Origin of the sequence: Trueperella sp. HMSC08H06 (genome assembly GCF_001808465.1) — a bacterium.
GTDB lineage: Bacteria > Actinomycetota > Actinomycetes > Actinomycetales > Actinomycetaceae > Trueperella > Trueperella bernardiae.
On the sequence record NZ_KV793365.1, the window covers coordinates 41,175 to 62,872 of the forward strand.

The 21,698-nt window shown below is 67.7% G+C and carries 23 protein-coding genes; 20 read left to right on the plus strand and 3 right to left on the minus strand.

All coding sequences use genetic code 11. The features are described 5' to 3' along the window. Nucleotides 1-60: 60 nt before the first annotated feature. The 4 genes from HMPREF3174_RS06745 to HMPREF3174_RS06760 are packed head-to-tail and all read left to right on the plus strand — an operon-like array spanning nt 61 to nt 3,933. Nucleotides 61-420: a YraN family protein gene (locus HMPREF3174_RS06745; protein WP_068538434.1), complete on the plus strand. Its 360-nt coding sequence runs from the start codon at nt 61-63 to the stop codon at nt 418-420. After that, nucleotides 417-1,937: a YifB family Mg chelatase-like AAA ATPase gene (locus tag HMPREF3174_RS06750; protein WP_068538433.1), complete on the plus strand. Its 1,521-nt coding sequence runs from the start codon at nt 417-419 to the stop codon at nt 1,935-1,937. The genes HMPREF3174_RS06745 and HMPREF3174_RS06750 overlap by 4 nt, the downstream gene beginning before the upstream one ends. Further along, nucleotides 1,934-3,034, plus strand: coding sequence for a DNA-processing protein DprA (gene dprA, locus HMPREF3174_RS06755; RefSeq protein ID WP_083297711.1), 1,101 nt, complete (start codon nt 1,934-1,936; stop codon nt 3,032-3,034). Before HMPREF3174_RS06750 ends, dprA begins: the two co-directional genes overlap by 4 nt. Beyond that, a complete protein-coding gene (locus HMPREF3174_RS06760; RefSeq protein WP_062612037.1) occupies nt 3,031-3,933 on the plus strand; it encodes a tyrosine recombinase XerC in 903 nt (300 codons plus the stop codon). Before dprA ends, HMPREF3174_RS06760 begins: the two co-directional genes overlap by 4 nt. A 101-nt stretch (nt 3,934-4,034) precedes the next feature. Here HMPREF3174_RS06760 and HMPREF3174_RS06765 read toward each other — a convergent pair whose 3' ends face one another. Further along, nucleotides 4,035-4,643 carry a M23 family metallopeptidase gene (locus tag HMPREF3174_RS06765; protein WP_062612042.1) on the minus strand — a complete coding sequence of 203 codons (609 nt, stop codon included), beginning with the start codon at nt 4,641-4,643 and terminating at the stop codon, nt 4,035-4,037. A gap of 242 nt (nt 4,644-4,885) precedes the next feature. Then, a complete protein-coding gene (locus tag HMPREF3174_RS06770; RefSeq protein ID WP_062612043.1) occupies nt 4,886-5,584 on the minus strand; it encodes a trimeric intracellular cation channel family protein in 699 nt (232 codons plus the stop codon). A 318-nt stretch (nt 5,585-5,902) separates the two neighbouring features. Between HMPREF3174_RS06770 and rpsB the strand changes: the two genes are divergently transcribed. The 6 genes from rpsB to HMPREF3174_RS06800 all read left to right on the plus strand — a co-directional run bounded on the left by rpsB (nt 5,903) and on the right by HMPREF3174_RS06800 (nt 10,942). Continuing rightward, entirely contained in the window at nt 5,903-6,736 is an 834-nt protein-coding gene (rpsB, locus tag HMPREF3174_RS06775) for a 30S ribosomal protein S2 (RefSeq protein ID WP_062612045.1), read from the plus strand. 11 nt (nt 6,737-6,747) lie between these two features. Beyond that, nucleotides 6,748-7,587, plus strand: coding sequence for a translation elongation factor Ts (tsf, locus tag HMPREF3174_RS06780; RefSeq protein ID WP_062612047.1), 840 nt, complete (start codon nt 6,748-6,750; stop codon nt 7,585-7,587). Between the two features lie 129 nt (nt 7,588-7,716). Continuing rightward, nucleotides 7,717-8,487: an electron transfer flavoprotein subunit beta/FixA family protein gene (locus tag HMPREF3174_RS06785; protein WP_246783077.1), complete on the plus strand. Its 771-nt coding sequence runs from the start codon at nt 7,717-7,719 to the stop codon at nt 8,485-8,487. Beyond that, nucleotides 8,488-9,342, plus strand: a complete 855-nt coding sequence (locus HMPREF3174_RS06790) for an electron transfer flavoprotein subunit alpha/FixB family protein (protein WP_068538430.1) — start codon at nt 8,488-8,490, stop codon at nt 9,340-9,342. Between the two features lie 13 nt (nt 9,343-9,355). Next, nucleotides 9,356-10,645 carry an FAD-dependent oxidoreductase gene (locus HMPREF3174_RS06795; protein WP_068538429.1) on the plus strand — a complete coding sequence of 430 codons (1,290 nt, stop codon included), beginning with the start codon at nt 9,356-9,358 and terminating at the stop codon, nt 10,643-10,645. Between the two features lie 9 nt (nt 10,646-10,654). Beyond that, nucleotides 10,655-10,942: a ferredoxin family protein gene (locus HMPREF3174_RS06800; protein ID WP_062612050.1), complete on the plus strand. Its 288-nt coding sequence runs from the start codon at nt 10,655-10,657 to the stop codon at nt 10,940-10,942. A 4-nt stretch (nt 10,943-10,946) separates the two neighbouring features. Here HMPREF3174_RS06800 and HMPREF3174_RS06805 read toward each other — a convergent pair whose 3' ends face one another. Beyond that, on the minus strand, nt 10,947-12,500 hold the full coding sequence (locus tag HMPREF3174_RS06805) for an MFS transporter (RefSeq protein WP_068538428.1): 1,554 nt from the start codon (nt 12,498-12,500) through the stop codon (nt 10,947-10,949). A 128-nt stretch (nt 12,501-12,628) separates the two neighbouring features. On the opposite strand from HMPREF3174_RS06805, the gene HMPREF3174_RS06810 reads away from it, so the two are divergent. The 10 genes from HMPREF3174_RS06810 (at nt 12,629) to HMPREF3174_RS06855 (ending at nt 21,582) form a co-directional block, all read left to right on the plus strand. Next, entirely contained in the window at nt 12,629-13,009 is a 381-nt protein-coding gene (locus HMPREF3174_RS06810) for an RNA-binding S4 domain-containing protein (protein ID WP_062612055.1), read from the plus strand. A gap of 30 nt (nt 13,010-13,039) precedes the next feature. Beyond that, the gene (gene pyrH / locus HMPREF3174_RS06815) at nt 13,040-13,762 is read left to right on the plus strand and encodes a UMP kinase (RefSeq protein WP_068538427.1); all 723 of its coding nucleotides are present in this window, start codon (nt 13,040-13,042) and stop codon (nt 13,760-13,762) included. A gap of 7 nt (nt 13,763-13,769) precedes the next feature. Then, nucleotides 13,770-14,327 carry a ribosome recycling factor gene (gene frr, locus HMPREF3174_RS06820; protein ID WP_062612059.1) on the plus strand — a complete coding sequence of 186 codons (558 nt, stop codon included), beginning with the start codon at nt 13,770-13,772 and terminating at the stop codon, nt 14,325-14,327. Continuing rightward, the gene (locus HMPREF3174_RS06825) at nt 14,327-15,211 is read left to right on the plus strand and encodes a phosphatidate cytidylyltransferase (RefSeq protein WP_062612061.1); all 885 of its coding nucleotides are present in this window, start codon (nt 14,327-14,329) and stop codon (nt 15,209-15,211) included. Before frr ends, HMPREF3174_RS06825 begins: the two co-directional genes overlap by 1 nt. Nucleotides 15,212-15,221: 10 nt before the next feature. After that, a complete protein-coding gene (gene rlmN, locus HMPREF3174_RS06830) occupies nt 15,222-16,499 on the plus strand; it encodes a dual-specificity RNA methyltransferase RlmN (protein WP_062612063.1) in 1,278 nt (425 codons plus the stop codon). After that, entirely contained in the window at nt 16,496-17,041 is a 546-nt protein-coding gene (locus tag HMPREF3174_RS06835; protein ID WP_062612065.1) for a cell division protein DivIVA, read from the plus strand. The genes rlmN and HMPREF3174_RS06835 overlap by 4 nt, the downstream gene beginning before the upstream one ends. Next, a complete protein-coding gene (gene dxr, locus HMPREF3174_RS06840) occupies nt 17,041-18,252 on the plus strand; it encodes a 1-deoxy-D-xylulose-5-phosphate reductoisomerase (RefSeq protein WP_062612068.1) in 1,212 nt (403 codons plus the stop codon). Before HMPREF3174_RS06835 ends, dxr begins: the two co-directional genes overlap by 1 nt. Continuing rightward, entirely contained in the window at nt 18,252-19,523 is a 1,272-nt protein-coding gene (locus tag HMPREF3174_RS06845; protein ID WP_062612070.1) for a M50 family metallopeptidase, read from the plus strand. The genes dxr and HMPREF3174_RS06845 overlap by 1 nt, the downstream gene beginning before the upstream one ends. Nucleotides 19,524-19,594: 71 nt before the next feature. Beyond that, entirely contained in the window at nt 19,595-20,731 is a 1,137-nt protein-coding gene (gene ispG / locus HMPREF3174_RS06850; protein ID WP_068538424.1) for a flavodoxin-dependent (E)-4-hydroxy-3-methylbut-2-enyl-diphosphate synthase, read from the plus strand. Further along, nucleotides 20,731-21,582 carry a GNAT family N-acetyltransferase gene (locus tag HMPREF3174_RS06855; RefSeq protein WP_062612074.1) on the plus strand — a complete coding sequence of 284 codons (852 nt, stop codon included), beginning with the start codon at nt 20,731-20,733 and terminating at the stop codon, nt 21,580-21,582. Before ispG ends, HMPREF3174_RS06855 begins: the two co-directional genes overlap by 1 nt. The last annotated feature ends 116 nt before the right edge of the window (nt 21,583-21,698 follow it).

Consider the following 21,698-nt stretch of genomic DNA (forward strand, 5'->3'; position numbering starts at 1 on the left):
TTACCCACATTTGGGGCTTTTGCGAAATCAGGCGCCGGCGATTCCTGCTGAAATCGTCCTATGACGAACAATGAATTAGGCGCGTGGGGCGAGAACCTCGCGGCAACATATCTGACGCAACAGGGCTGGACGATCCTCGCCCGCAACTGGCGTACGCGCGGGGGCGAGATCGACATCGTGGGCTTCGACCCGCAACGTAACGCGATCGTGGCGGTTGAGGTCAAGACACGGCGTACTCACCGGGCGGGCACGCCCGCAGAGGCGGTGACCGCGCTCAAGGTCAATCGGATCAAAGGGCTGCTGTTGCAGTGGCTCCTTGACCACCGCTCGTTCGGCACGCAGATTGGCGTGGACGTGGTGACGGTGGATCTGGCCGGCGATAGGCATGAGCTGACCCACCTCAAGGGGGTGGAGTCATGAAAGCGATCGCAGGAACGGTGGGGCGGGCCAACACCCTGTCGGTGGTGGGCGTGCAGGCGGTGCCAATCCTCGTGGAGGCCGTCCAGCTCAACGGGTTGCCGAGCTTCCACATCGTGGGGCTTCCCGACGCGGCGGTCAATGAGGCGCGCGAACGCCTGCGGGCCGGCTTTCACGCCATCGGGATCACGTGGCCCAATCGGCGCCTCACGGTCAACCTATCGCCGGCCGACGTCATGAAATCGGGTACCGGCTTTGACCTGTCGATCGCGGTGGCGATCCTCGGCTCGATCGGGTTCGGTTTCGGGCGCGAGGCGGTTGTCATGGGCGAACTCGGCCTGGACGGCTCGGTGCGGCCGGTGCGCGGGGTCCTGCCCGCCCTGCTCGCGGCTAAGGACGCGCAGGTGGCGATCGTGCCCCAGGCCAACCAGGACGAGGCGATGCTCGTGGACGGGCTGGAGGTCATCGGCGTGCACCACCTGGCCCAGGTGGCCGAGATGTGCGGGGTGCCCGGTGTCGTCGTCCCGCCCCCAACCCAGCTCAGTGCCGAGGTGCTTGACGTGCCGGAGGCGATGGCGGACGTGGCTGACGTATGCGGGCAGGAGGAGGCGATCCTCGCCCTCCAGGTGGCGGCCGCGGGCGGGCATCACATGCTCATGGTCGGCCCGCCCGGGGTGGGTAAGTCGATGCTCGCCCGCCGCATGCCCGGCATCCTCCCGGACCTCAGCCAGGCTGACGCGCTGGAGGTGGCGGCGATCGCCTCCCTCACGGGCGAGCGGGTCACGTCCCTGCCCGTCCATCCGCCTTTCGCCGCGCCCCACCACACGGCCACCACGGTGGCTTTGGTGGGCGGGGGATCGCGGATGCCGCGGCCGGGTGCGATCACAGCCGCGCACCGCGGCGTGCTCTTCATGGACGAGTTTCCCGAGTTTGCCCCGCGAGCGATCCAGTCCCTGCGCCAGCCGCTCGAGGAGGGGTGGATTGACGTGGCGCGGGCGAAGGCGAGCGTGCGCTTCCCGGCACGCTTCCAGCTCATTGCGGCGGCCAACCCCTGCAGGTGCGGGCGCAGGCTCGACCCGGGCTCGGCGTGCACGTGCACTTCGCGCGACATCCGGCTGTATGAGGCCTCGCTAGGCGGCCCGGTGCGCGACCGTATCGACATCCACGTTACCCTGCGTCGCCCGTCGAAGGCAGACCTGCGCCGGGGCGGAAGCGCCTCGAGCGCGCAGCTGAAGAGCGCCGTGGCCGAGGCCCGGGAGCGGCAGGCCTTCCGCCTGGCCGGCCTCGAACTCGAGCGTAACGCCGACGTGCCCGGCTCCTGGCTGCGGCGCAACACCCCGCTCCAGGGCGTGACACTGGCCCGGATCGACAAGGGCCTGGCCTCGGGCCTGCTCTCGCTGCGCGGGTATGACAGGATTTTGCGCCTCGCCTGGTCGATTGCCGACCTCGCCGGGCACGGCAGGCCCACCGACGACGACGTGGCGGCGGCCTTCATGTTGAGCGGAAGGATGGACTCGTGAACGATTTGCAGGCGCGCATCGAATGGTCGCGCATGACCGAGGGAGCTGACCCCATCGCCCATACCCTCATCGAGAACCTCGGCCCGGCCGGGGCACTCGAGGCTATCCGCGACGGGGAGTTCGAGCCGGGCATGCGCGCGCAGATCGAGCGCTGGCGCCACCGGCTTGCCCACCAAGAGCCGTTCCACATGCGGGCGCTGGAGATGACCGGGGTGAGCGTGATCGGGCCGGAGGACTCGCGGTGGCCGAGCCAACTGAACGACCTGGGCGCCGACGCGCCGCTCCTACTGTGGGTCAAGGGTAATCCAACGGCGCTGGAGGCGCGGGCAGTGGCGATCGTCGGCTCACGCGCGGCCACCTCCACCGGCCTGCGCACGGCCCGCGACTTCGCCTTCGAGATCTCCGAGGAGGCCACCGTGGTCTCCGGCGGGGCCTTCGGCATCGATGCCGCCGCCCACCAGGGTGCCCTCATCGCCGGCCGTCCCACCCTTATTGTCAGCGCGGGCGGCGCGGACCGGGTCTACCCCCGCTCCCACGAATCGCTCTTCGCTAAGACCCTGGAGGCGGGCGGCGCGATCGTGTCCGAATCCCCGCTGGGGGCCGCCCCGCAGCGCTTCCGTTTCCTGGCCCGCAACCGCATCATCGCGGCGCTGGGCCAGGCCACCGTAGTGGTCGAGGCGCCCGTGCGCTCCGGTGCTCTGTCAACCGCGCGCCACGCGCTCGCGATCGGCCGGCCGGTCGGCGCTGTCCCCGGCCCAATCGATTCCGTGCAGAGCCAGGGCTGCATCGAGTTGCTTCGCAACGGCGCCACTGCGATCGGCAGTGTGAGCCACCTGCGCGAGCTCATGGGGCCAATCGGGGTCCAAGAGCCACTGGCCGCCGACTTCTTCTCCGGCGGGGTGGACGACGGCTTCGACATGCGCGAGCAGCGCGCCTTCGATGCCGTGCCCCTCGTCCGCGGTAAGGGCGCGGCGTCGATCGCGGCGACAGCGGGCATGGCCCTGCCCGAGACCCTGGCGGCGCTCGGCCGGCTGGTACTTGCCGGGCGTGTGGAAGAGCGCGACGGGCGCTACCGGCGCACTAAGGTGAAGTCATGAGCATCGAGACGATTCTGGACGACTACGTGCGCGAGCTGGGTGTGCGGCGCGGGCTGTCCGAGCACACCGTGGCCGCCTATGCCGCCGAGGCACGCTCCTTCCTCGACTTCCTCGGCACCAGTTCGGACGACGTGGCGGGAGCGTTGCGCTTCGTGGAGCTTGCCGACCTGCGCTCCTGGCTTGCCTCCCTCCAGCAGGAGGGCCACTCGAGGGCCTCGATGGCCCGCCACTCGGCGGCGATCCGTAGCTTCACCCGGTGGCTGTACAAGAACGGGCACATCGACTCCGACGCGGGCCAGCGGCTCACCTCCCCGAAGGCGGAGAACAAGCTACCCCAGGTGCTGAGTCATGCCCAGGCCAAGCGCCTGCTCGATATCGCCGCGGATCGCGCGGCGGAGGACGGCGAGCTCACGGTGCGGGACTGGGCGATGGTCGAGCTGCTCTACGCCTCCGGGATCCGTGTCAGCGAGCTCGTGGGCCTCGACGTGTCCAGCATCCAGCCCGACATGACGCTGCGGGTGGTGGGTAAGGGAGATAAGGAGCGCATCGTCCCCTTCGGTAGGCCCGCCCGCGAGGCGCTGTCGGAATGGCTGGCGCTACGCCCCCAGTTCCTCAAGGGGCCGACGCCAGCGGTGTTCGTGGGCAAGGCAGGACGCAGGATCGACCCGCGCATGGTACGTACGGTCCTCGACCGGCTCACCGACCTTGCGGACCTGCCGCACATCGGGCCTCACGCCCTGCGGCACTCGGCGGCCACCCACCTGCTCGACGGCGGATCGGACCTGCGCAACGTCCAAGAGATCCTCGGCCACTCCTCGCTCGGCACAACCCAGCGCTATACCCATGTGAGCGCCGAGCGCCTGCGCGCCGCCTTCGGCCAGGCCCACCCGCGCGCCTAACAGAAGGGGTGCGTACACGGCGGGCGCACCCGCCCCGGGAGCGCCCGCAATCTACCGCCGCGCCTCAAGTTCGCCTGATGCGCTCACGGCAGGTGGGCGTGCTACTCGACGAGCATGATCGGACCCCATAGAAGCGATAGCGGGTCGAGGTAGTCGCTCGTTGCGCGCTTGGCTCCCCAGTGCAGGCACGAGGAGGGTGCGCAGTGTTCGCCGGTCACGTGCCCGATGAGCTGGCCGCGCGTGACCGTGTCCCCGCGTGTGACTGCAGGGGAGAGGGGCTCATAGGTGGTGCGGATCCCGTCGGCGTGCCCGATCGACACTAGGTCGCGGTCATTGAGCTTGCCTGCGTAGATGACGCGGCCGCTCGCCGCCGCATACACGGGTTGGCCGGCGGCGATCGCCAGGTCCACGCCCCGGTGCCCAGCGTCCCAGTTGTTTGGCCCGGGCGCAAACGGCCGGAGCACCGGCACCTCGGCGCCCGAGGGCCAGGCATACTCGACCGTGGGCGCCGAGCCGGCCAAGCCCACCGAGCCAGCCAAGCTGTCCGCGTCTACCGTGCCGGCCAAGCCCACCGAGTCAGCCGAGAGTGCCGAGTTCGCCGAGGGCGCCACACTCTCCGAGAGCTCAGCAGGCGCAGGGCCTGAGGGTAGGGTGAGGGCGGCAACGCCGCCGAGGGAGACGAGAGCGAGTGCAACAAGAAACTTCTTCATGCCACCAGGCTCTCAAAATCGCCGAAAGCCCCACGCCGATAATGTGCCCGATGTGGTCGGGCCACCCGGCAGGGAATCTGTGGAGAAACACGCTCTTCCCAATTCAGGGACTCGTCCCGATTGGGGCGGCCGACGAAACTCGTGAAAATACCGGCTAACGATCGCTACCGCCGCCAGGGCGGCACCAGATTCACGAGTTGTGTCGGAGCGACCGGCAAGCTTGCGCCACGGCGTGGTTGGCGCTACTTGGAGTCCTTGCGTCGGGAAAACTTGCGCAGGTTGGTCACGTGCTCGCGGCGCAGGATGCGCCGCGAATCGGCTAGCAGGTTCATCTGCCGCACGGGCAGGATCCAGTTAAAGCGGCGGGCGGCGAGCCCGAAGATGAGGCACAGGAGGATCGCTAGGCCCATCCCCACCTCGTACATGTCGTGCTGCTGGAAGATCACCATGATCCCGGCGGCGGCGATGGAGATGGTGGCGTAGAGGGGGTTGGAGCCGAAGATAGCGGGGGTCTGGCGCACGAGCGCGTCGCGCATCACGCCGCCGGCGGTGGCGGTGATGACCCCGAGGAAGATCGAGGGGATCGGGGCGAGCCCGGCGGAGATGCCCTTCGCGGCGCCGGTGGCGGACCAGCAGCCAAGAGCGAGGACGTCGGCGAGGGTGAGACCGCGTCGCGCCCACGGCCCATCCAGCGGCACGAGGTAGGCAAAGGCGGAGGCGCCGATCGCGCCGGCGAGGTACCACGGGTCGGTCAGCGCCACGGGGAAGCCCACGCCAAGCAGGGAGTCGCGGATCATGCCACCGCCGAGCGCGGTCAGGATGCCGAGGGTGAGGTAGCCGATGATGTCGTATTCGAGCTTGCGGGCAAGGGATGCGCCGATGACCCCGTAGGCGATGACGCCCGCGACGTCCACGATACGGAAGAGAACCTCAGGATCCATGCCGCACCTCCCTGCAAGAAATGACCATCCGATTCATTGTGCCCCGCGGGGACGCCAAATGTCAGCCCGGCATGGCCCGGGTGCGATGTAGGCAACGCCACCGCGCGCGCCAAGTTTTAGTGTTGGAGAACTGTGCGGGCCCTGGATAAACTAGGAAGGCTGTCGAAAGACAGACTACGCGTGCTCGCTCGCCGCAAGGCCTTCCGCGCATCGGTCCGATGGAGCGTGGAATGGGGCACCAGGGCCTGCCACAGGGTGTGGTGGGCAAAGAACCGTAAAACCAAGCGCGGCACACCCGCGCTGTGAGAAAGGACGACCATGGCAGTCGTTTCCATGCGCCAGCTGCTTGAAGCCGGCGTCCACTTCGGGCACCAGACCCGTCGCTGGAACCCCAAGATGAAGCGTTTCATCCTCAACGATCGTAACGGCATCTACATCATTGATCTTCGTAAGACGGTTGACGACATCAACCGCACCTACGAGTTCGTCAAGGAGACCGTGGCCCACGGCGGCAACATCCTCTTCGTTGGCACCAAGCGTCAGGCCCAGCGCCCGATCCGCGAGCAGGCGGAGCGCGTGGGTATGCCCTACGTCAACGAGCGTTGGCTGGGCGGCATGCTGACCAACTTCTCCACCGTTAACGCCCGTATCCAGCGCCTCAAGGAGCTGGAGCTCGTTGACTTCGACGACGTGGCCGGCTCTGGTCGCACGAAGAAGGAACTGCTCATGATGCGTCGTGAGAAGGAGAAGCTGGAGCGCACGCTCGGCGGTATCCGCGACATGGGCAAGGTTCCCTCGGCCATCTGGATCGTTGACACGAACAAGGAGCACCTGGCGGTCGCTGAGGCCCACAAGCTCAACATGTCCGTCTGTGCGATCCTCGACACGAACTGTGATCCCGACGACGTCGACTACGGCATCCCGGGGAACGACGACGCGATCCGCTCCATCGATATCCTGACCCGCGTGATCGCCGACGCAGTCGCTGAGGGCCTGGTGGCCCGTGGCGGTGGCGCTAAGGATGAGGACCCCATGCCCGAGTGGGAGCGCGAGCTCCTCGAGGGTGACGAGGCTGAGGCTCCGGCCGAGGCTGAAGCAGCCCCCGCCGAGGCCCCGGCCGCTGAGGCCCCGGCTGAGACCGACAACGCCTAAGGAAGATCAACATGGCAATTACCGTTGCAGATATCAAGGCTCTTCGTGAGAAGACCGGCGCTGGCATGATGGATGTCAAGAAGGCGCTGACCGAGGCTGAGGGCGATACCGCCAAGGCTGAGGAGATCCTTCGCCTCAAGGGCCTGAAGGTCGCCGCCAAGCGTGAGGGCCGCACGGCCTCGAACGGCCTGGTCCTGTCCCACATCGGCACGAACGACGAGGGCCAATTCGGCCTCATCGTCGAGGTCAACGCTGAGACGGACTTCGTGGCGAAGAACGAGAAGTTCATCGCTTTCGCCGAGGGCATCCTCGCCGCCGCCGTCGAGGCTGGTGCCAAGACCACCGATGAGGTCCTGGCCGCCGCTCACCCGGAGGGCACTGTCAAGGACGCCGTGGACAACATGATCGGCATCATCGGCGAGAAGCTGGGCGTGGGTGCGGTTGAGTACCTCGCTGGCGAGCACGTCGAGGCCTACATGCACAAGACGGCTGTTGACCTGCCGGCCCAGGTGGCCGTCATCGTCGCCACCGATGCCGCGGGCAAGGAGATCGCCCACGACGTCGCCGTCCACGTGGCCGCCATGTCCCCGGCCTACCTCGCTGAGGGCGACGTGCCGGAGGAGGAGCTCGAGAACGAGCGCCGCATCGCCACCGAGCTGACGATCGCCGAGGGCAAGCCGGAGCAGGCTGTTCCGAAGATCGTCGAAGGCCGCCTTAAGGGCTACTTCAAGCAGGTCTGCCTGCTTGACCAGCCCTACGCTCGCGATCCGAAGCACTCGGTGGGCGAGGTTGCCAAGGCCGCCGGCGCCACGATCACGGGCTTTAAGCGCGTGCGCGTTGGCCAGGAGTAAGGGCTAGTTCACTGGTGTGGGGTGCGAGGTAATCGCACCCCACACTGGCTTAAGTCGAGTATTTGCTCGCAGATGAAAAGCCGTGCCCCGGGCGCGGCTGCGCGCGACCCGCGCGATAATGAGGGTTTGATGAAGGGGAGAACGACGTTGAGTATTGTTGTGGCCTACAAGTACGCGCCTAATCCGCAAGATGCCAAGGTGCTTGCCGACGGCACGGTTGACTGGACGCGCGCGAAGGCCGCCGTGTCGGAGTCGGATCCGGTGGCGATGGAGATGGGCCGGCGGGTCGCTGATGCCGCGGGCACGCAGCTCGTGGGTATTTCGGTGGGCTCTGCCCAGGTTGCCTCCCCGATGGCGCGCAAGAACGCTATGTCGCGCGGCTTTGACCGCGGGCTGATACTTGCCGACGACGCCGTCTCGGCCTGGTCTGCCACCCAGGTCGGCGCCGCCCTGGCCCAGTTGGTGAGCAAGGTGGGTGACGTCTCGCTGGTGCTCACGGCCGATTCTTCGGTGGATGAGGCGGCTGGAGTCACGCCCGCGCTCATCGCGGGGTACCTTGGCTGGCCGGCGATTCTCGACGTGGCGAAGGTGGAGGTCGACGGCGATGCTTTCGTTCTCACCCAGCGGATCAAGGGCGGCAGCCGCACGCTGCGCCTGACCGGCCCGGCCGTCGTCGCCACCACCTCGGATGCAACCACCCCGGCCGTGCCGTCGATGAAGGACATCCTCGCGGCCGGCAAGAAGCCCGTGGAGGTGCTGACGGCCGCGGACGTGGAGAGCGCGGGTGCCCCGCTCGAGGTGGTGGGCCGCAAGCGCCCGGACAAGCGCGTGCGCCAGGGCAAGATGTTTGGTACGGCCGCCGAGCTTGTGGCGGCCCTGCGTGAGGACGGGGTGCTGTAAATGACTACCTGGATTGTGACCACCGTTTCTGAGATTTCTACGCTCGTTGAGCTGGCCCAGGGGGAGAAGGTCAGTGTCGTCGTCGGCGATGCCCCGGTGGGCGGGGTGGACCGCGTGATCCGGATCGAGACGGGCGACGCCCCGGCCGAGGCGCTGGCCCCGGCGGTCGTGGCCGCGGTGGACGCGCAGGCGGGCGACCTCATTCTCGTGGTGAACAACCCCGCAGGCCGCTCGTTGGCGGGTGCGCTGTGCGCCGCGAAGGGCGCGCCACTGCTGCGCAACGTGAGCGAGCTGTCGACCACCTCCGCCACGGTCAGCCGCTTCGGCGGCATGGTCGAGGAGACCGTGGAGTTCGCCGGCCCGGCCGTGGTCCTCGTCAGCGAGGGCGAGGCGGTGCCGGGCGAGGTTGCGGGAGAAACCGTGGCTGGCGAGGGCTACACGGTGAGCGTGGCCAGTGAAGACATCCACGAGGGCGCGCAGGTGAACTTGGGCGCGGCCACCCGCATCGTGGGGGTCGGGCGCGGATTCGTGGCCGAGGAGGACCTGGCGCTCGCACGCGAGCTCGCGGACGCGCTGGGCGCCGAGGTCGGGTGCACCCGCCCGCTCGTTGAAGGCCACGGTTGGTTCGAGCGCGATTCGTATCTTGGGGTCTCGGGCCACTCGGTCTCCCCGGACCTTTACATCCCGGTGGGGATCTCCGGCCAGATCCACCACACGGCCGGCATCGGCGGCGCGCAGACGATCGTGGTCATCAACAATGACGAGACGGCCGCGATTTTCGAGCTGGCCGACTACGGGATCGTCGGCAACTTGTACGAGGTGTTACCGAAGATGATCGAGGCGCTCAAGGCGTAGGGGAGGGGCCGACATGGAGGATTTCGACGTCATCGTTGTGGGCGCGGGGGTGGCCGGAACCGTGGCCGCCACGGCGCTCGCCCGCGAGGGGCGCGAGGTGCTGCTGGTCGAGCGCGGCACCGAGCCGGGGGCCAAGAACCTTTCCGGCGGCGTGTTCTACAGCCGCGTGATGGAGGAGATCTTCCCCGGCTTCGCCCAGGAGGCCCCCGTGGAGCGCGTCATCACGCGCAACACGCTGAGCTTCTTGAACGCCACCTCGGCGGTCAATATTGACTACTGGGACCAGCGCCTTGCCGAGCCCGTCAATGCCGTCAGCGTGCTGCGCGCCCACCTCGACCCGTGGCTTGCGCAGCAGGCCGAGGAGGCCGGCGTCAGCCTTATTAGCGGCGTCAAGGTCGATAGGCTGATGCGCGGCGACACGCATTTTTGCGGCATCGAGGCCGCGGGCGAGGAGATGACGGCGAAGGTGGTCATCGCCGCCGACGGCGTCAACTCCTTCCTCGCCCAGGGCGCCGGCGTGCGTCCGAAGCAGCCCACGAAGAACCTGGGACTCGGCATCAAGTCCGTTATCCAGATCGGCGAGGATGCCGTTCGGGAGCGCTTCAACCTCGTAGGCAACGAAGGCGCCTCCTACGCGATCGTGGGGGATGCCACGATGGGCGTGCCGGGCGGCGGCTTCATGTACACCAACAGGGACTCGGTCTCGATGGGCGTGGTCCTCATGCTCGAGCGGCTGACCGACTCGGGTCTGGCCTCCACCGACATCCATGACCACCTGCTGGCCCACCCGTTCCTTGCGCCCTTCCTCGAGGGCGGGGAGCTGCTCGAGTACGGTTGCCACCTCGTGGCCGAGGGCGGGCAGGCGATGCAGGAGGGGATCGTTCACGATGGCCTGGTCCTCATCGGCGACGCCGCCGGCTTCACCCTCAACACGGGCCTGACCGTGCGCGGCATGGACCTGGCGGCCGGATCGGCGCTGGCCGCCGCGAAGGCGGTCCACGCGGCCATCGAGGCGGGCGATTACTCGCGCCTGGCCCTGCAGGCCTACGTGGATGAATACGAGGCGAGCTTCGTGGGCAAGGACATGCACACCTACCGCCACGCCCCCGAATTTCTCGGCAATGATCAGCTGATGTTCGGGCCGGCGGGCGAGCTGCTGGCGGACGTCTTCTACGGCGCCTACCACCACGATCTCAGTCCGCGCCGGCACCTGGCGAAGGTGGCCCTTGACGCGTTCAAGGGCTCGGGGATCCGCGTGGGTGACCTGGTCAAGACCGGCTATCGTGCGCTGCGAGCGCTTTAGGAGGCAGGGATGTCTTTCAATCCGGGCGGCGTGAACGAGCGCCTCGCCAAGAACGTCTACCACACGGGCGAGAGCCACATCGTCATCGACCAGGAGCTTGTGCGTTCCACGGGCACGGCCAAGCGGATCATCGCGGTCTGCCCGGCGCACGTGTATCGCGAGGAGGCCGACGGTACGATCTCGGCCGAGTTCGCCGCGTGCCTGGAGTGCGGGGCGTGCCTCGCAGTCGCCACCCCCGGGGCCCTGAGCTGGGTTTACCCCGAGGGCGGGATGGGGATCGAGTACCGCGAGGGCTGAGCCCCTACGCCTTGATTTCCGCCGTGCCCTTGCGCCAGAAGATGACGGCCAGGGCGAGGGCGATGAGCAGGATGAAGGTCACCAGCGCGTAGGCGATGTAGATCGCGTTGTACCACGCCGTGTCGCCGCTACCAGCGTGCTGGCCCTGGAAGAAGACCGCGGTGATCATTGCGATGCCGATTGCGGTGGCGATGCGCTGACCGGTCTGAACGATGCCGCCGGCGGTGCCGCCGTGCTCGGCGGGCACGTCGAGCATGGACAGGGTCTGGTTGGTCGAGCCGATCGCGCCCTGGCCGAAGCCGAGCACGCTGACGGGGACCATGAGCCACCAGAAGGGCAGGCCCTTCCCGATCGCCCAGATCACGCCCATCATGCCGAGCACACCGATCACCATGAGGGCGAGCGAGATGGCCTGCACGGCCCGGCCCTTGAGGAGGACCCGCTTGCCGGCCCACACTGCCGCATAGGCGGAGACCAACGCGTTGGGTAGCGTGACCAGGCCGACCTCGAGTGCTGAGACGTCAAGCCCGCGCTGGAGGAAGAGGGCCAGGACTACGAAGATCGACGTCATGCCAAGGAACTGGAAGACGGTAATCGCCGTGGCCCAGGAGAACGTGGAGATGCCAAACAGCTCGAGGTTAACCATCGGCTCGCGCCCGATCTTCTTGTAGTACGACTCCCAGGCCACCCAGGCCGCGAGCAGGAGGACACCGGCGGGAAGGAGCGCCCAGGCGAACGCCCAGCCGGTGGACATGAAGGGCAGCATGATGCCGACCACGGCCAGCGCAAGGAGGACCATGCCGAGGAAGTCGAGGTCGATCTTCGGGCGCTCGTAGAAGCGGCCCTCCTCTTCTTGCATCTCGATGTACTCGCTGCGGGCCTCGGCGCGGTGCGGGCCCACGTGGCGGCGCTCCTTGCCGAACGGGAGCCAAAGGAAGGCCAGGATGAGGCCGATGATGCCGATGGGGAAGTTGATGATGAATGACCAGCGCCAGCCGGCCGCTTCGCCCAGGATCCCCACGAGTGCGCCGGACATGAGCGGGCCGGCGGCCACAGACATCGACACGACCAGGCCGAACATGGCGAAGGCCTTCGCGCGGGCTTGGCCCACGAAGTAACGCTGGATGAGGCCCGTGGTCTGGGGTGAGAGGATGCCCGCGCCGGCACCCTGGAGGACGCGCATGAAGTTGAGCATCGTGGCGTCGGTGGCCAGGCCCACGAGCAGCGAGGACAGGGTGAAGAGCGAAAATCCTGCCACGAAGGCCGAGGAGCGGCCGAACATGTCACCGAGGCGGCCGGCGGGCACCAGGATGATGCCGACGGCGAGCGCGTAGCCCGACAGCACCCACTGGAGCTGGGAGTCGGAGGCGCTCATGGCGTGGCCGATCGAGGTGAGGATGTTGTTGACGGAGGAGACCTGCAACAGGGTCATCATGAGTGGGACGAGGAGAACGAAGAGGAGTTTGTTGCGGTCGTAGACCCGATCTGATCCGGGAACGCGGATGTGGCGGGGGTTTGAATCGGGTTGGTTCGGTTGCCTGCTGACGTTTTCTGCCATCGATTCCTCACAAACAAAAATGGCGCACTAAGCACCTCTGTTTTGATCGTAGTGAGGAAGGTCCCGGGTGGTCAGTTGCGTGGGTCACCGGCGAGGAGTGGTGCGCGACACCGACTACACTGTCTGTCATGGAAAGCGTGCGCATCGATCAGTGGCTGTGGGCCGTGCGGCAAACGAAGACCCGTTCGGCGGCCACCGCCGCGTGCCGGGCCGGCCACGTGCGGGTCAACGACGAGCCGGTCAAGGCGGCCACGAAGGTGAAGGTGGGTGACGTCGTGCGCTACCGCGTGCAGGGCTGGGACCGGATCCTCGAGGTCAAGCAGCTGCTCCTCAAGCGCGTGGGCGCGCCCGTGGCCCGGGAAGCCTACACGGACCTGACCCTGCCCCGGCCCAAGGTCTGCGTGCCGATCGCCACGCGCGAGCCCGGCGCCGGGCGGCCCACCAAGCGCGAGCGTCGCGAACTGGACCGGCTGTTTGGGCGGGATTCGAACTACGGGCGAATGCGGTAAACTGGTCATCACCCGACGAAAGGTTCATCCATGTCTGACTCGCAAAGGCGACGCCGTGTCCTGCTTAAACTTTCCGGAGAGGTCTTCGGAGGAGGGGAGGTCGGACTCGACACCTCGGTCTTGACGCGAGTGGCGGGGGAGATCGCCGCGGCGGTGAACGACGGGGTGCAGGTCGGCGTCGTTGTCGGTGGCGGAAACTTCTTCCGCGGGGCTGAACTGCAGGAGGCGGGGATGGACCGCGCGCGTGCCGACTACATGGGCATGCTCGGCACGGTCATCAACGCCGTGGCTCTCCAGGACTTTCTTGAAAGCGCAGGCGTTCCCTCCCGCGTGCAGACCGCGATCACGATGGCGCAGGTCGCGGAGGCCTACATCCCGCTGCGAGCGATCCGCCACCTGGAGAAGGGGCGCGTGGTGATCTTCGGGGCCGGCGCCGGCATGCCCTACTTCTCTACCGACACCGTTTCGGCCCAGCGCGCCCTCGAACTGCGTTGCGACGAACTACTCGTGGGCAAGAACGGAGTGGACGGCGTTTACAGCGCGGACCCGCGCACGGATCCGGAGGCCGTCAAGCTCGATTACCTCACCTACGACGACGCGCTTCGCAAGGGCCTGCGTGTGGTTGACGCGGCCGCATTCTCGCTGTGTCAAGATAATGGAATGACAATGCGCGTCTTTGGCATGGTGGAACCTGGAAACGTCACCCGTGCTCTGCGCGGCGAAAATATCGGAACACTCGTAACAAAGAACTGAGGACACCATGATTGAAGATGCACTGCTCGAAGGCGAAGAGATGATGGAGAAGGCTCTGGGCGCCCTGCGTAACGAGTTTTCCAAGATCCGCTCCGGGCGCGCGAACCCCGAACTGTTCACCTCCCTCATCGTCGACTACTATGGCTCGCCCACGCAGATGCAGCAGATCGCCTCGGTGACCGTGCCCGAGGCGCGCACGGTCATCATCACCCCCTACGATCGCACTGCGATGAAGGACATCGAGAAGGCGATTCGCGACGCCGACCTGGGCGTCAACCCCACCGACGACGGGCAGGTGCTGCGCATCAACCTGCCGGCCCTCACCGAGGAGCGCCGCAAGGAGTACGTCAAGCTCGCCCGCACGAAGGCCGAGGAGTCGAAGATTTCGGTGCGCTCCGCGCGTCGTAAGGCCAAGGACGTCCTGGAGAAGATCAAGAAGGACGGCGAGGCCGGAGAGGACGAGGTCGAGCGCGCAGAGAAGGAGCTCGAGGCCCTGACCAAGCGCTTCACCGACCAGGTGGACGCGCTGCTCGAGGGCAAAGAGAAAGACCTCATGGAGATCTGATGCCCTCAGATCAGCCGCAAGCCGCGATTTTCTCGCGGCTTGCTCCGCGTCCACCCAAGCCACCCGAGGAGTCCCATTCTCGGGCCGGCCGCAACCTCAAGGCGGCCATCCCCACTGCGCTCATCCTGCTCGCCCTCGTGGCGGCGTCGATCTTCATCCGCATCGAGGTCTTCGCGGGCCTGGTAGTGGTGGCGCTCGGGATCGCGCAGTGGGAGATGGCGGGCGCCCTGCTCGCGCGCAATTTCAAGATCCCGCTCCTCGTTCTGATCGCGGGCCAGACAGCGATGGCGGTGGGCACCTGGTTCTACGGGATTCAGGCCGCGCTCATCATCTACATGGTGACCTGCGTCCTAGCGTTGCTGGTCAACGGGTATGCGCGCGCCGCGGGCGTGACGGACGCGCTCGCGGGCTGCTTCTCGCTGGGCTGGATCGGGCTCATGGGCAGCTTCGCGGTGGCGATGGCGACGATGCCGCACGGGGCTTGGGTGATTACGGCCTTCATCCTGTTGCCGGTGGCGAACGACACGGGTGGCTGGCTGGCTGGCGTCCTGTTTGGCAAGCACCCGATCTCGCCGTCGATCTCGCCGAAGAAGTCCTGGGAGGGCTTTGCCGGCTCGGTGATCGCCTGCTTCCTCGTGGCTTGGTTCTTCGTGGGGTCCATGGTGGGCCTTTCCTGGCCGTGGGTGGTTCTGTTCGCGCTCGTCACCCCCGTCATGTCCACCGCCGGGGACTTCTCCGAGTCGCTGCTCAAGCGCGACCTCGCGATCAAGGACATGGGCTCGATCTTCCCCGGCCACGGCGGCATGCTTGACCGGATTGACTCCATCCTTTTTTGTGCCCCTGCGTGCTACCTCATGTTTGCCGGTGGCCTGGGGTTGCTATAGTGCAGGCACGATGATGAACGTTCAGCCCAAGCAAGTTAAGCCTCGCGTGGAGAGCGGCGAGCGCCCCACGCTCACCTTCCAGCAAAAGCGGCGCGGCAAGCCTCCGCGTCATCTGGCCGACCTCGATCGCGAGCAGCGCCGCGCCCTCGTGGCCGACATGGGCCTGCCGGCCTTCCGTGCCGACCAGGTTTCGCGTCACTACTTCGACCACCGCACGGCTGCCCCGGCGCAGATGACAGACCTGCCCCAAGGTCAGCGCGAGGAGATCGTGTCCCAGCTCCTGCCGCCCTTGGTGAAGAAGGTCTCCGAGCAGTATGCCGATGGTGGGCGCACCCTCAAGGTTTTGTGGAAGCTGTTTGACGACGCGGTGGTGGAGTCGGTCCTCATGGGCTACCCGGATCGGGCTACGCTGTGTCTGTCCTCCCAGGCCGGTTGCGGCATGGCTTGTCCGTTTTGCGCCACGGGCCAGGCGGGCCTGACCCGCAACCTGTCCACGGCCGAGATCGTGGAGCAGCTGCGCCTCAACATGGCGCTCGCCGAGTCGGGCGCGCTCGGCGAGTCTGTGAAGGTGACGAACGTGGTGTTCATGGGCATGGGTGAGCCGATGGCGAACTACCCGGCCGTGCGGGCGGCGTTGCATCGGATGATCGACCCGTCCCCGGAGGGCTTCGGCATGGCGGCCCGCCACGTGACGGTCTCCACGGTGGGCCTGGTGCCGGCGATCCTCAAGCTGGCCGAGGAGGGGCTACAGGTGACGCTCGCGGTCTCACTCCACGCTCCCGACGACGGCCTGCGCGATGACCTCATTCCGATCAACTCGCGCTACAAGGTGGGTGAGCTGCTGGACGCCGCGCGGCACTATTTCGTGCGCACGGGCCGGCGCGTTTCGATTGAGTATGCCCTCATCAAGGACATGAACGATCATCAGTGGCGGGCGGAGCTGCTGGCGGCTGAGCTCAATGCGCGCGGGCGCGGCTGGGCGCACGTCAACCCCATTCCGCTCAACCCCACGCCGGGAAGCATCTGGACGGCGTCGACGGATCGGGCGACACGCACGTTCGTCCAGACCTTGATCGATGCCGGGATTTCGACAACGATTAGGGACACGCGCGGTTCGGATATCGACGGTGCGTGCGGGCAGCTCGCCGCGGAGGTCGTGGACCGGGACAACGTGGCGCGTCGCGCGAAGCAGGCCCAGGAAGCGGTGGAGGCGCGCCTGGCTGAGCACCGTGCCGAGCCTGTCGATTTGGCTGATCAACTCGCTGTGATGGAACAGGGGAGAAAATGACGGATACATTCAAGCGGGTCGGCGGCCTCAACAACGGCTACAACCCGACCCAGGTCGATGAGTTCCTTGAGCAGGCCAAGCTGGCCTACGCCGGGGACGAGTCGATTGACATTGACGAGGTGGCCGTGCGCGGCGTCGCGTTCGACTGGGTGCGCAAGGGTTACACGCCCGCGCTGGTCGACGCCGCCCTCGATCGCCTCGAGTCGGCGTTCGTTCAGCGTCGCCGGGCCAAGGTCATGGAGGCCGAGGGGGAGGAGGCGTGGCTCGCCGCCACCTACAAGCAGGCCCAGGCCCTCTACCCGCGCTTGCTCCGTCCGGCCGGGGAGCGCTTCGCCGACGCCGATGGGCGTGGTTATAAGAAGGCGGACGTCGATGCGCTGCTCGAGCGCCTGTCAGAGTACTTTGCGGGCAAGGCGGAGCTGACGTCGGCCGAGGTGCGCGGGGCCACCTTCGGCTCGGCCCGCGGTGCCGATGCCTACCGCGAGTCCGTGGTTGACGTCTTCTTGGACCACGCCGTCTCCGTCCTGCTGGCGGTGGAGTGATGCGCGACGTCGTCCTGCTCGGATCCACTGGCTCGATCGGAACCCAGGCCCTCGACGTCATCGCCACCCACCCGGGCCGTTTCCGCGTGCGCGGGCTGGGCGCTGGCGGCGCCAACATTGAGCTGCTCGCCCGCCAGGCGTTTGACCACGACGTCGATCGGGTGGCAATCGCCGCCGACCGCGCCGGCGAATTCGCCGAGGCATGGAAGGCCGTGGCGGGCGACGCGCCCGCGCCGGAGGTGGCGTGCGGCGAGGAGGCGATGGTGGAGCTGGCCGGCTTCCTGTCCGGCACGGCGGAGGATTCGGGCGTGGTGCTCAACGGCATCACCGGCTCGATCGGGCTGCGCCCCACGCTCGCCGCGCTGCGATCGGGCGCCACGCTGGCGCTGGCGAACAAGGAGTCGCTGGTGATCGGCGGCGGGCTGATTAAGGACGCGATGTCGTGGCCGGGCCAGATCGTACCGGTCGATTCGGAGCATTCGGCGCTCGCGCAGGCCCTGCGTTCGGGCCGCCACGAAAAGGGGCTGACCAGCCCGGTGGTGACCGGCAAGAGCGAGGTACGCCGGCTGGTGCTGACCGCCTCGGGCGGCCCGTTCCGCGGCCGCACCCGCGCCGAGCTTGAGGACGTGACGCCCGCGCAGGCGCTCAACCATCCCACGTGGGCGATGGGCCCCGTGGTGACGATCAACTCCTCGACCCTCATCAACAAGGGCCTCGAGCTTATCGAGGCGGCCCTGCTGTTCGACGTGGCACCGGCGGACATTACGGTGGTAGTCCACCCGCAGTCGATTATTCACTCGATGGTGGAGTTCATCGACGGTTCCACGATCGCCCAGGCCTCCCCGCCTGACATGCGCCTGCCGATCGGGCTCGGCCTGTCCTGGCCCGCGCGCCTGGAGGACGTGGCGCGCCCGTGCGCGTGGGATGTGCCGGCCGCCTGGACGTTTGAGCCCTACGACGCCGATGTCTTCCCAGCGATCGACCTGGCCCGTTCCGCCGTGGCGGCCTCCGCCCTCCACCCGGCGGTGCTGAACGCGGCGAACGAGGTGTGCGTGGATGCCTTCCTTGCCTCCCAGATCGGTTACCTCGACATTGTGGACACCGTGGCGGCCGTGCTTGATTCCTTCGATGGGACCGGCGAGGTCTCGCTTGCCGGCGTGCTTGCGGCCGACGCCTGGGCGCGCCGCGCCGCGCGAGAGCGGCTGGGCTGATGGCCGCCCTCGGCATCGCGTTCCTCATTCTTGGCCTGCTGGCCTCGGTGGCGATCCACGAGCTGGGCCACCTGCTGCCCGCCAAGCGCTTTGGGGTCAAGGTCTCGCAGTACTTCATCGGCTTTGGCCCCACCCTGTGGTCGACCACCCGGGGCGGCACCGAGTACGGCATCAAGGCGATCCCGCTCGGTGGCTTCGTGCGGATCGCGGGCATGCTGGCCCCGGCCAGGCCGGGCACCCCCGTGGAGAAGAACGGCCAGATCACGGTGGCCGAGGAGGCGCGCCAGGCCTCGGCCGCCGAACTCGGGCCGGGGGAGGAGCACCAGGCCTTCTGGCGCCTCACCGCGCCGAAGAAGCTCGCCGTCATGTTCGGCGGGCCGTTGACCAACCTGGTGCTCGCCGCCCTCCTCATCGCCGGGGTCGTCTCCGGCATCGGGATCTCCCAGCCGACCACCGCGGTGGGGGCGATCATGCCGTGCGTCGGGCAGGCCGAGGCCGACCAGTGCGAGGGCAAGGAGCCAAGCCCGGCCGCGCTGTCCGGGCTGGAGGTTGGCGACGTCATCGTCGAATGGGGCCGGCGCGAGGTGGCCACGTGGCCCGAGCTCTCCGCCGCGATCGCCCAGGGCGGCACCGGGCAGGTGACGGTCCGGGTGTTGCGTGGGGGCGAGCCGGCCGACGTCGTTATCACACCCGTGCCGGTGGAGCAGACCAAGCAGAACGAAGTGGGCGAGGCCGAGGTGCGGGAGGTGCCGTATGCCGGCATCGCGCCGGCCTTCGAGCGCCAGCGCCAGCCGTTCACGCGCGCGGCGGACGTGACCGCCACCATCGCCGCAGGGACTGCCAAGGTGGTCCTCACCCTGCCCGCCCAGCTGTGGCACATGGCCACGAACCTGGTGACGGGTGGGGAGCGCGACCAGACCGGGGTTGTGGGGATCGTGGGCGTGGCGGACATCGCCGGTAACATCACCTCCTCGAACGCGGTGAACTACACGGCGGCGGACCGGGTGGCGGACCTGACGATGCTGCTGGCGGGGCTCAACATGTCGCTGTTCGTGTTCAATATGATCCCGCTGCTGCCACTGGACGGCGGGCACATCCTCGGCGCGATCCTCGAAGGCACCCGGCGCACGATCGCCAAGGCACGCGGCAAGGCTGATCCCGGGCCGTTCGATACCGCCCGCCTCCTGCCGCTGAGCAACGCCGTGTTCTTCGCGCTGATCGCGATGACGATCCTGCTGATCGTGGCCGATATCGTGAACCCGGTCGTCTAGCGTGCCTTCGGTAGGGAATCTTTGCGGGAAGTGACATAATCGTGTTCGTGAATACACCAGTTTCTCTTGGAATGCCGTCCGTCAAAGAGGCGCCCGCCGTGCTGCGGCGGCGCAAGAAAACCCGCCAGATCAAGGTGGGTGACGTGCTCGTGGGAGGCGACGCGCCCGTGACGGTGCAGTCGATGACCACCACGAAGACCCACGACATCGGCGCCACCCTCCAGCAGATCGCGGAGCTGACGGCCGCCGGATGCGACATCGTGCGCGTGGCCTGCCCCACCGACAAGGACGCCGACGCTCTGAAGATCATTGCTCAGCAGGCCACGATCCCCGTGGTGGCCGACATCCACTTCCAGCCGCGCTACGTGTTCGCCGCGATCGATGCGGGCATGGGCGTGCGCGTGAACCCGGGCAACATCAAGAAGTTTGACGACCGCATCCCGGAGATCGCGGCCGCCGCGAACGCGAACGGCACCGCGATGCGCATCGGCATCAACGCCGGATCGCTCGACCCGCGCCTGCTGAAGAAGTACGGCAAGGCCACCCCGGAGGCCCTCGTGGAGTCCGCAGTCAACGAGGCGCGCCTGTTCGAGGAGGCCGGCTTCCACGACTTCGCGATCTCGGTCAAGCATCACGATCCGGTGACGATGGTCCGCGCCTACGAGCTGCTCTCGGAGGCGGGGGACTGGCCGCTGCACTTGGGCGTGACCGAGGCCGGCCCGCAGTTCCAGGGCACGATCAAGTCGGCCGTGGCTTTCGGCGCCCTGCTCTCCCAGGGGATTGGCGACACGATCCGCGTGTCCCTGTCCGCCCCGCCGGTGGAAGAGGTGAAGGTGGGCGAGGAGATTCTGCGTTCGCTCAACCTGCGCCCGCGCAAGCTCGAGATCGTCTCCTGCCCCTCGTGTGGGCGCGCGCAGGTGGACGTGTATGAGCTGGCCAATAACGTCTCCGAAGGCCTGAAAGACATCACGTTCCCGCTGCGCGTGGCCGTCATGGGCTGCGTGGTCAACGGCCCGGGCGAGGCGCGCGAGGCGGACCTCGGTGTCGCGTCCGGCAACGGCAAAGGCCAGATCTTCGTGCGCGGCAAGGTGGTGGACACGGTGCCGGAGGCGGATATCGTGGAGACCCTCATCGCGCGCGCCCGGATTGTGGCCGAGGAGCTGGGGCTTGCCGAGGATCCGGACTCGCATGTCGAAGTGATCGTCTAGTGCGCTGGTTGCGCAGGCCCGGGCGGCTACGCCGGCTGGGACCGGCCGACCGGCAGGCGGCCATCGACCTCCTCGCCACTGACCCCGTCGCCACCATCCTGGCCCGCGTCCCGATCGAGGAGGGATGGCCGCGTCCCAGCCACGCGCTTGGTCTTTTCGACGACGCCGGTGTACTCACGGCCGTCGCCTGGAACGGCGCGAACCTGGTCCCCTTTGGTTTCGACGACGACGGCCTGGACCTGCTCGCCGGCCATGTCCTGTCCACCCGCCGCATCTTCTCCTCGCTGGTGGGTCCGCGCGAGCAGGTGATGCCCCTGTGGGAGCGGATCGAATCCGGGGTGGGCGTGGCGCGTGAGGTGCGCGAGAGCCAGCTGTCGATGGTATACGCCGGGCGTGAGAGCGTGGCGCCCGATCCCGAGGTGCGCCCGGCGCGCATCGGCGAGGGCGCGATCGTGTTGCCGGCGTCGGTGGCGATGTTCACCGAGGAGGTCGGCTACGATCCCCTCACCTACGGCTCGGGGTATTCGCACCGGGTGCACGGGCTCGTGCGGGCGGGCCACACCTTCGTGCGGCTCGGGCGGGGCACGGATGGGCGCGAGCGCGTGGAGTTCAAGGCCGACATCGGGGCGCTGGCCGGGGGAGTGGCGCAGATCCAGGGCGTGTGGACCGCGCCCGACCTGCGCGGGCAGGGGATTGCCACCGCCGCGATGGTGCAGGTGGCGCGGCTGGTTCAGGCCACGATCGCGCCCACGGTCTCCCTCTACGTCAACGACTACAACCTGCCCGCCGTACGTGTGTACGAGAAGGCGGGATTTAAGACCGTGGGGGAGTACTCGACGATCTTGCTGTGAGACGGGCGGTGCGGGAGCTGCGCGCGGAGAGTCGGGCATTCGGGCGTAGAGGTGAGCGACGGCGTCGTGCGCTCGGTACACATGGTGGCCGAATACGGAATTGTCGGCCGGGGCAT

Coding starts and splice junctions, on each gene's coding strand:
- HMPREF3174_RS06745 (WP_068538434.1), top strand. CDS start 61: ATGACGAACAATGAATTAGGCGCGTGGGGCGAGAACCTCGCGGCAACA.
- HMPREF3174_RS06750 (WP_068538433.1), top strand. CDS start 417: ATGAAAGCGATCGCAGGAACGGTGGGGCGGGCCAACACCCTGTCGGTG.
- HMPREF3174_RS06760 (WP_062612037.1), top strand. CDS start 3,031: ATGAGCATCGAGACGATTCTGGACGACTACGTGCGCGAGCTGGGTGTG.
- HMPREF3174_RS06765 (WP_062612042.1), bottom strand. CDS start 4,643: ATGAAGAAGTTTCTTGTTGCACTCGCTCTCGTCTCCCTCGGCGGCGTT.
- HMPREF3174_RS06770 (WP_062612043.1), bottom strand. CDS start 5,584: ATGGATCCTGAGGTTCTCTTCCGTATCGTGGACGTCGCGGGCGTCATC.
- rpsB (WP_062612045.1), top strand. CDS start 5,903: ATGGCAGTCGTTTCCATGCGCCAGCTGCTTGAAGCCGGCGTCCACTTC.
- tsf (WP_062612047.1), top strand. CDS start 6,748: ATGGCAATTACCGTTGCAGATATCAAGGCTCTTCGTGAGAAGACCGGC.
- HMPREF3174_RS06785 (WP_246783077.1), top strand. CDS start 7,717: ATGAAGGGGAGAACGACGTTGAGTATTGTTGTGGCCTACAAGTACGCG.
- HMPREF3174_RS06790 (WP_068538430.1), top strand. CDS start 8,488: ATGACTACCTGGATTGTGACCACCGTTTCTGAGATTTCTACGCTCGTT.
- HMPREF3174_RS06795 (WP_068538429.1), top strand. CDS start 9,356: ATGGAGGATTTCGACGTCATCGTTGTGGGCGCGGGGGTGGCCGGAACC.
- HMPREF3174_RS06800 (WP_062612050.1), top strand. CDS start 10,655: ATGTCTTTCAATCCGGGCGGCGTGAACGAGCGCCTCGCCAAGAACGTC.
- HMPREF3174_RS06805 (WP_068538428.1), bottom strand. CDS start 12,500: ATGGCAGAAAACGTCAGCAGGCAACCGAACCAACCCGATTCAAACCCC.
- HMPREF3174_RS06810 (WP_062612055.1), top strand. CDS start 12,629: ATGGAAAGCGTGCGCATCGATCAGTGGCTGTGGGCCGTGCGGCAAACG.
- pyrH (WP_068538427.1), top strand. CDS start 13,040: ATGTCTGACTCGCAAAGGCGACGCCGTGTCCTGCTTAAACTTTCCGGA.
- frr (WP_062612059.1), top strand. CDS start 13,770: ATGATTGAAGATGCACTGCTCGAAGGCGAAGAGATGATGGAGAAGGCT.
- HMPREF3174_RS06825 (WP_062612061.1), top strand. CDS start 14,327: ATGCCCTCAGATCAGCCGCAAGCCGCGATTTTCTCGCGGCTTGCTCCG.
- rlmN (WP_062612063.1), top strand. CDS start 15,222: ATGATGAACGTTCAGCCCAAGCAAGTTAAGCCTCGCGTGGAGAGCGGC.
- HMPREF3174_RS06835 (WP_062612065.1), top strand. CDS start 16,496: ATGACGGATACATTCAAGCGGGTCGGCGGCCTCAACAACGGCTACAAC.
- dxr (WP_062612068.1), top strand. CDS start 17,041: ATGCGCGACGTCGTCCTGCTCGGATCCACTGGCTCGATCGGAACCCAG.
- HMPREF3174_RS06845 (WP_062612070.1), top strand. CDS start 18,252: ATGGCCGCCCTCGGCATCGCGTTCCTCATTCTTGGCCTGCTGGCCTCG.
- ispG (WP_068538424.1), top strand. CDS start 19,595: ATGCCGTCCGTCAAAGAGGCGCCCGCCGTGCTGCGGCGGCGCAAGAAA.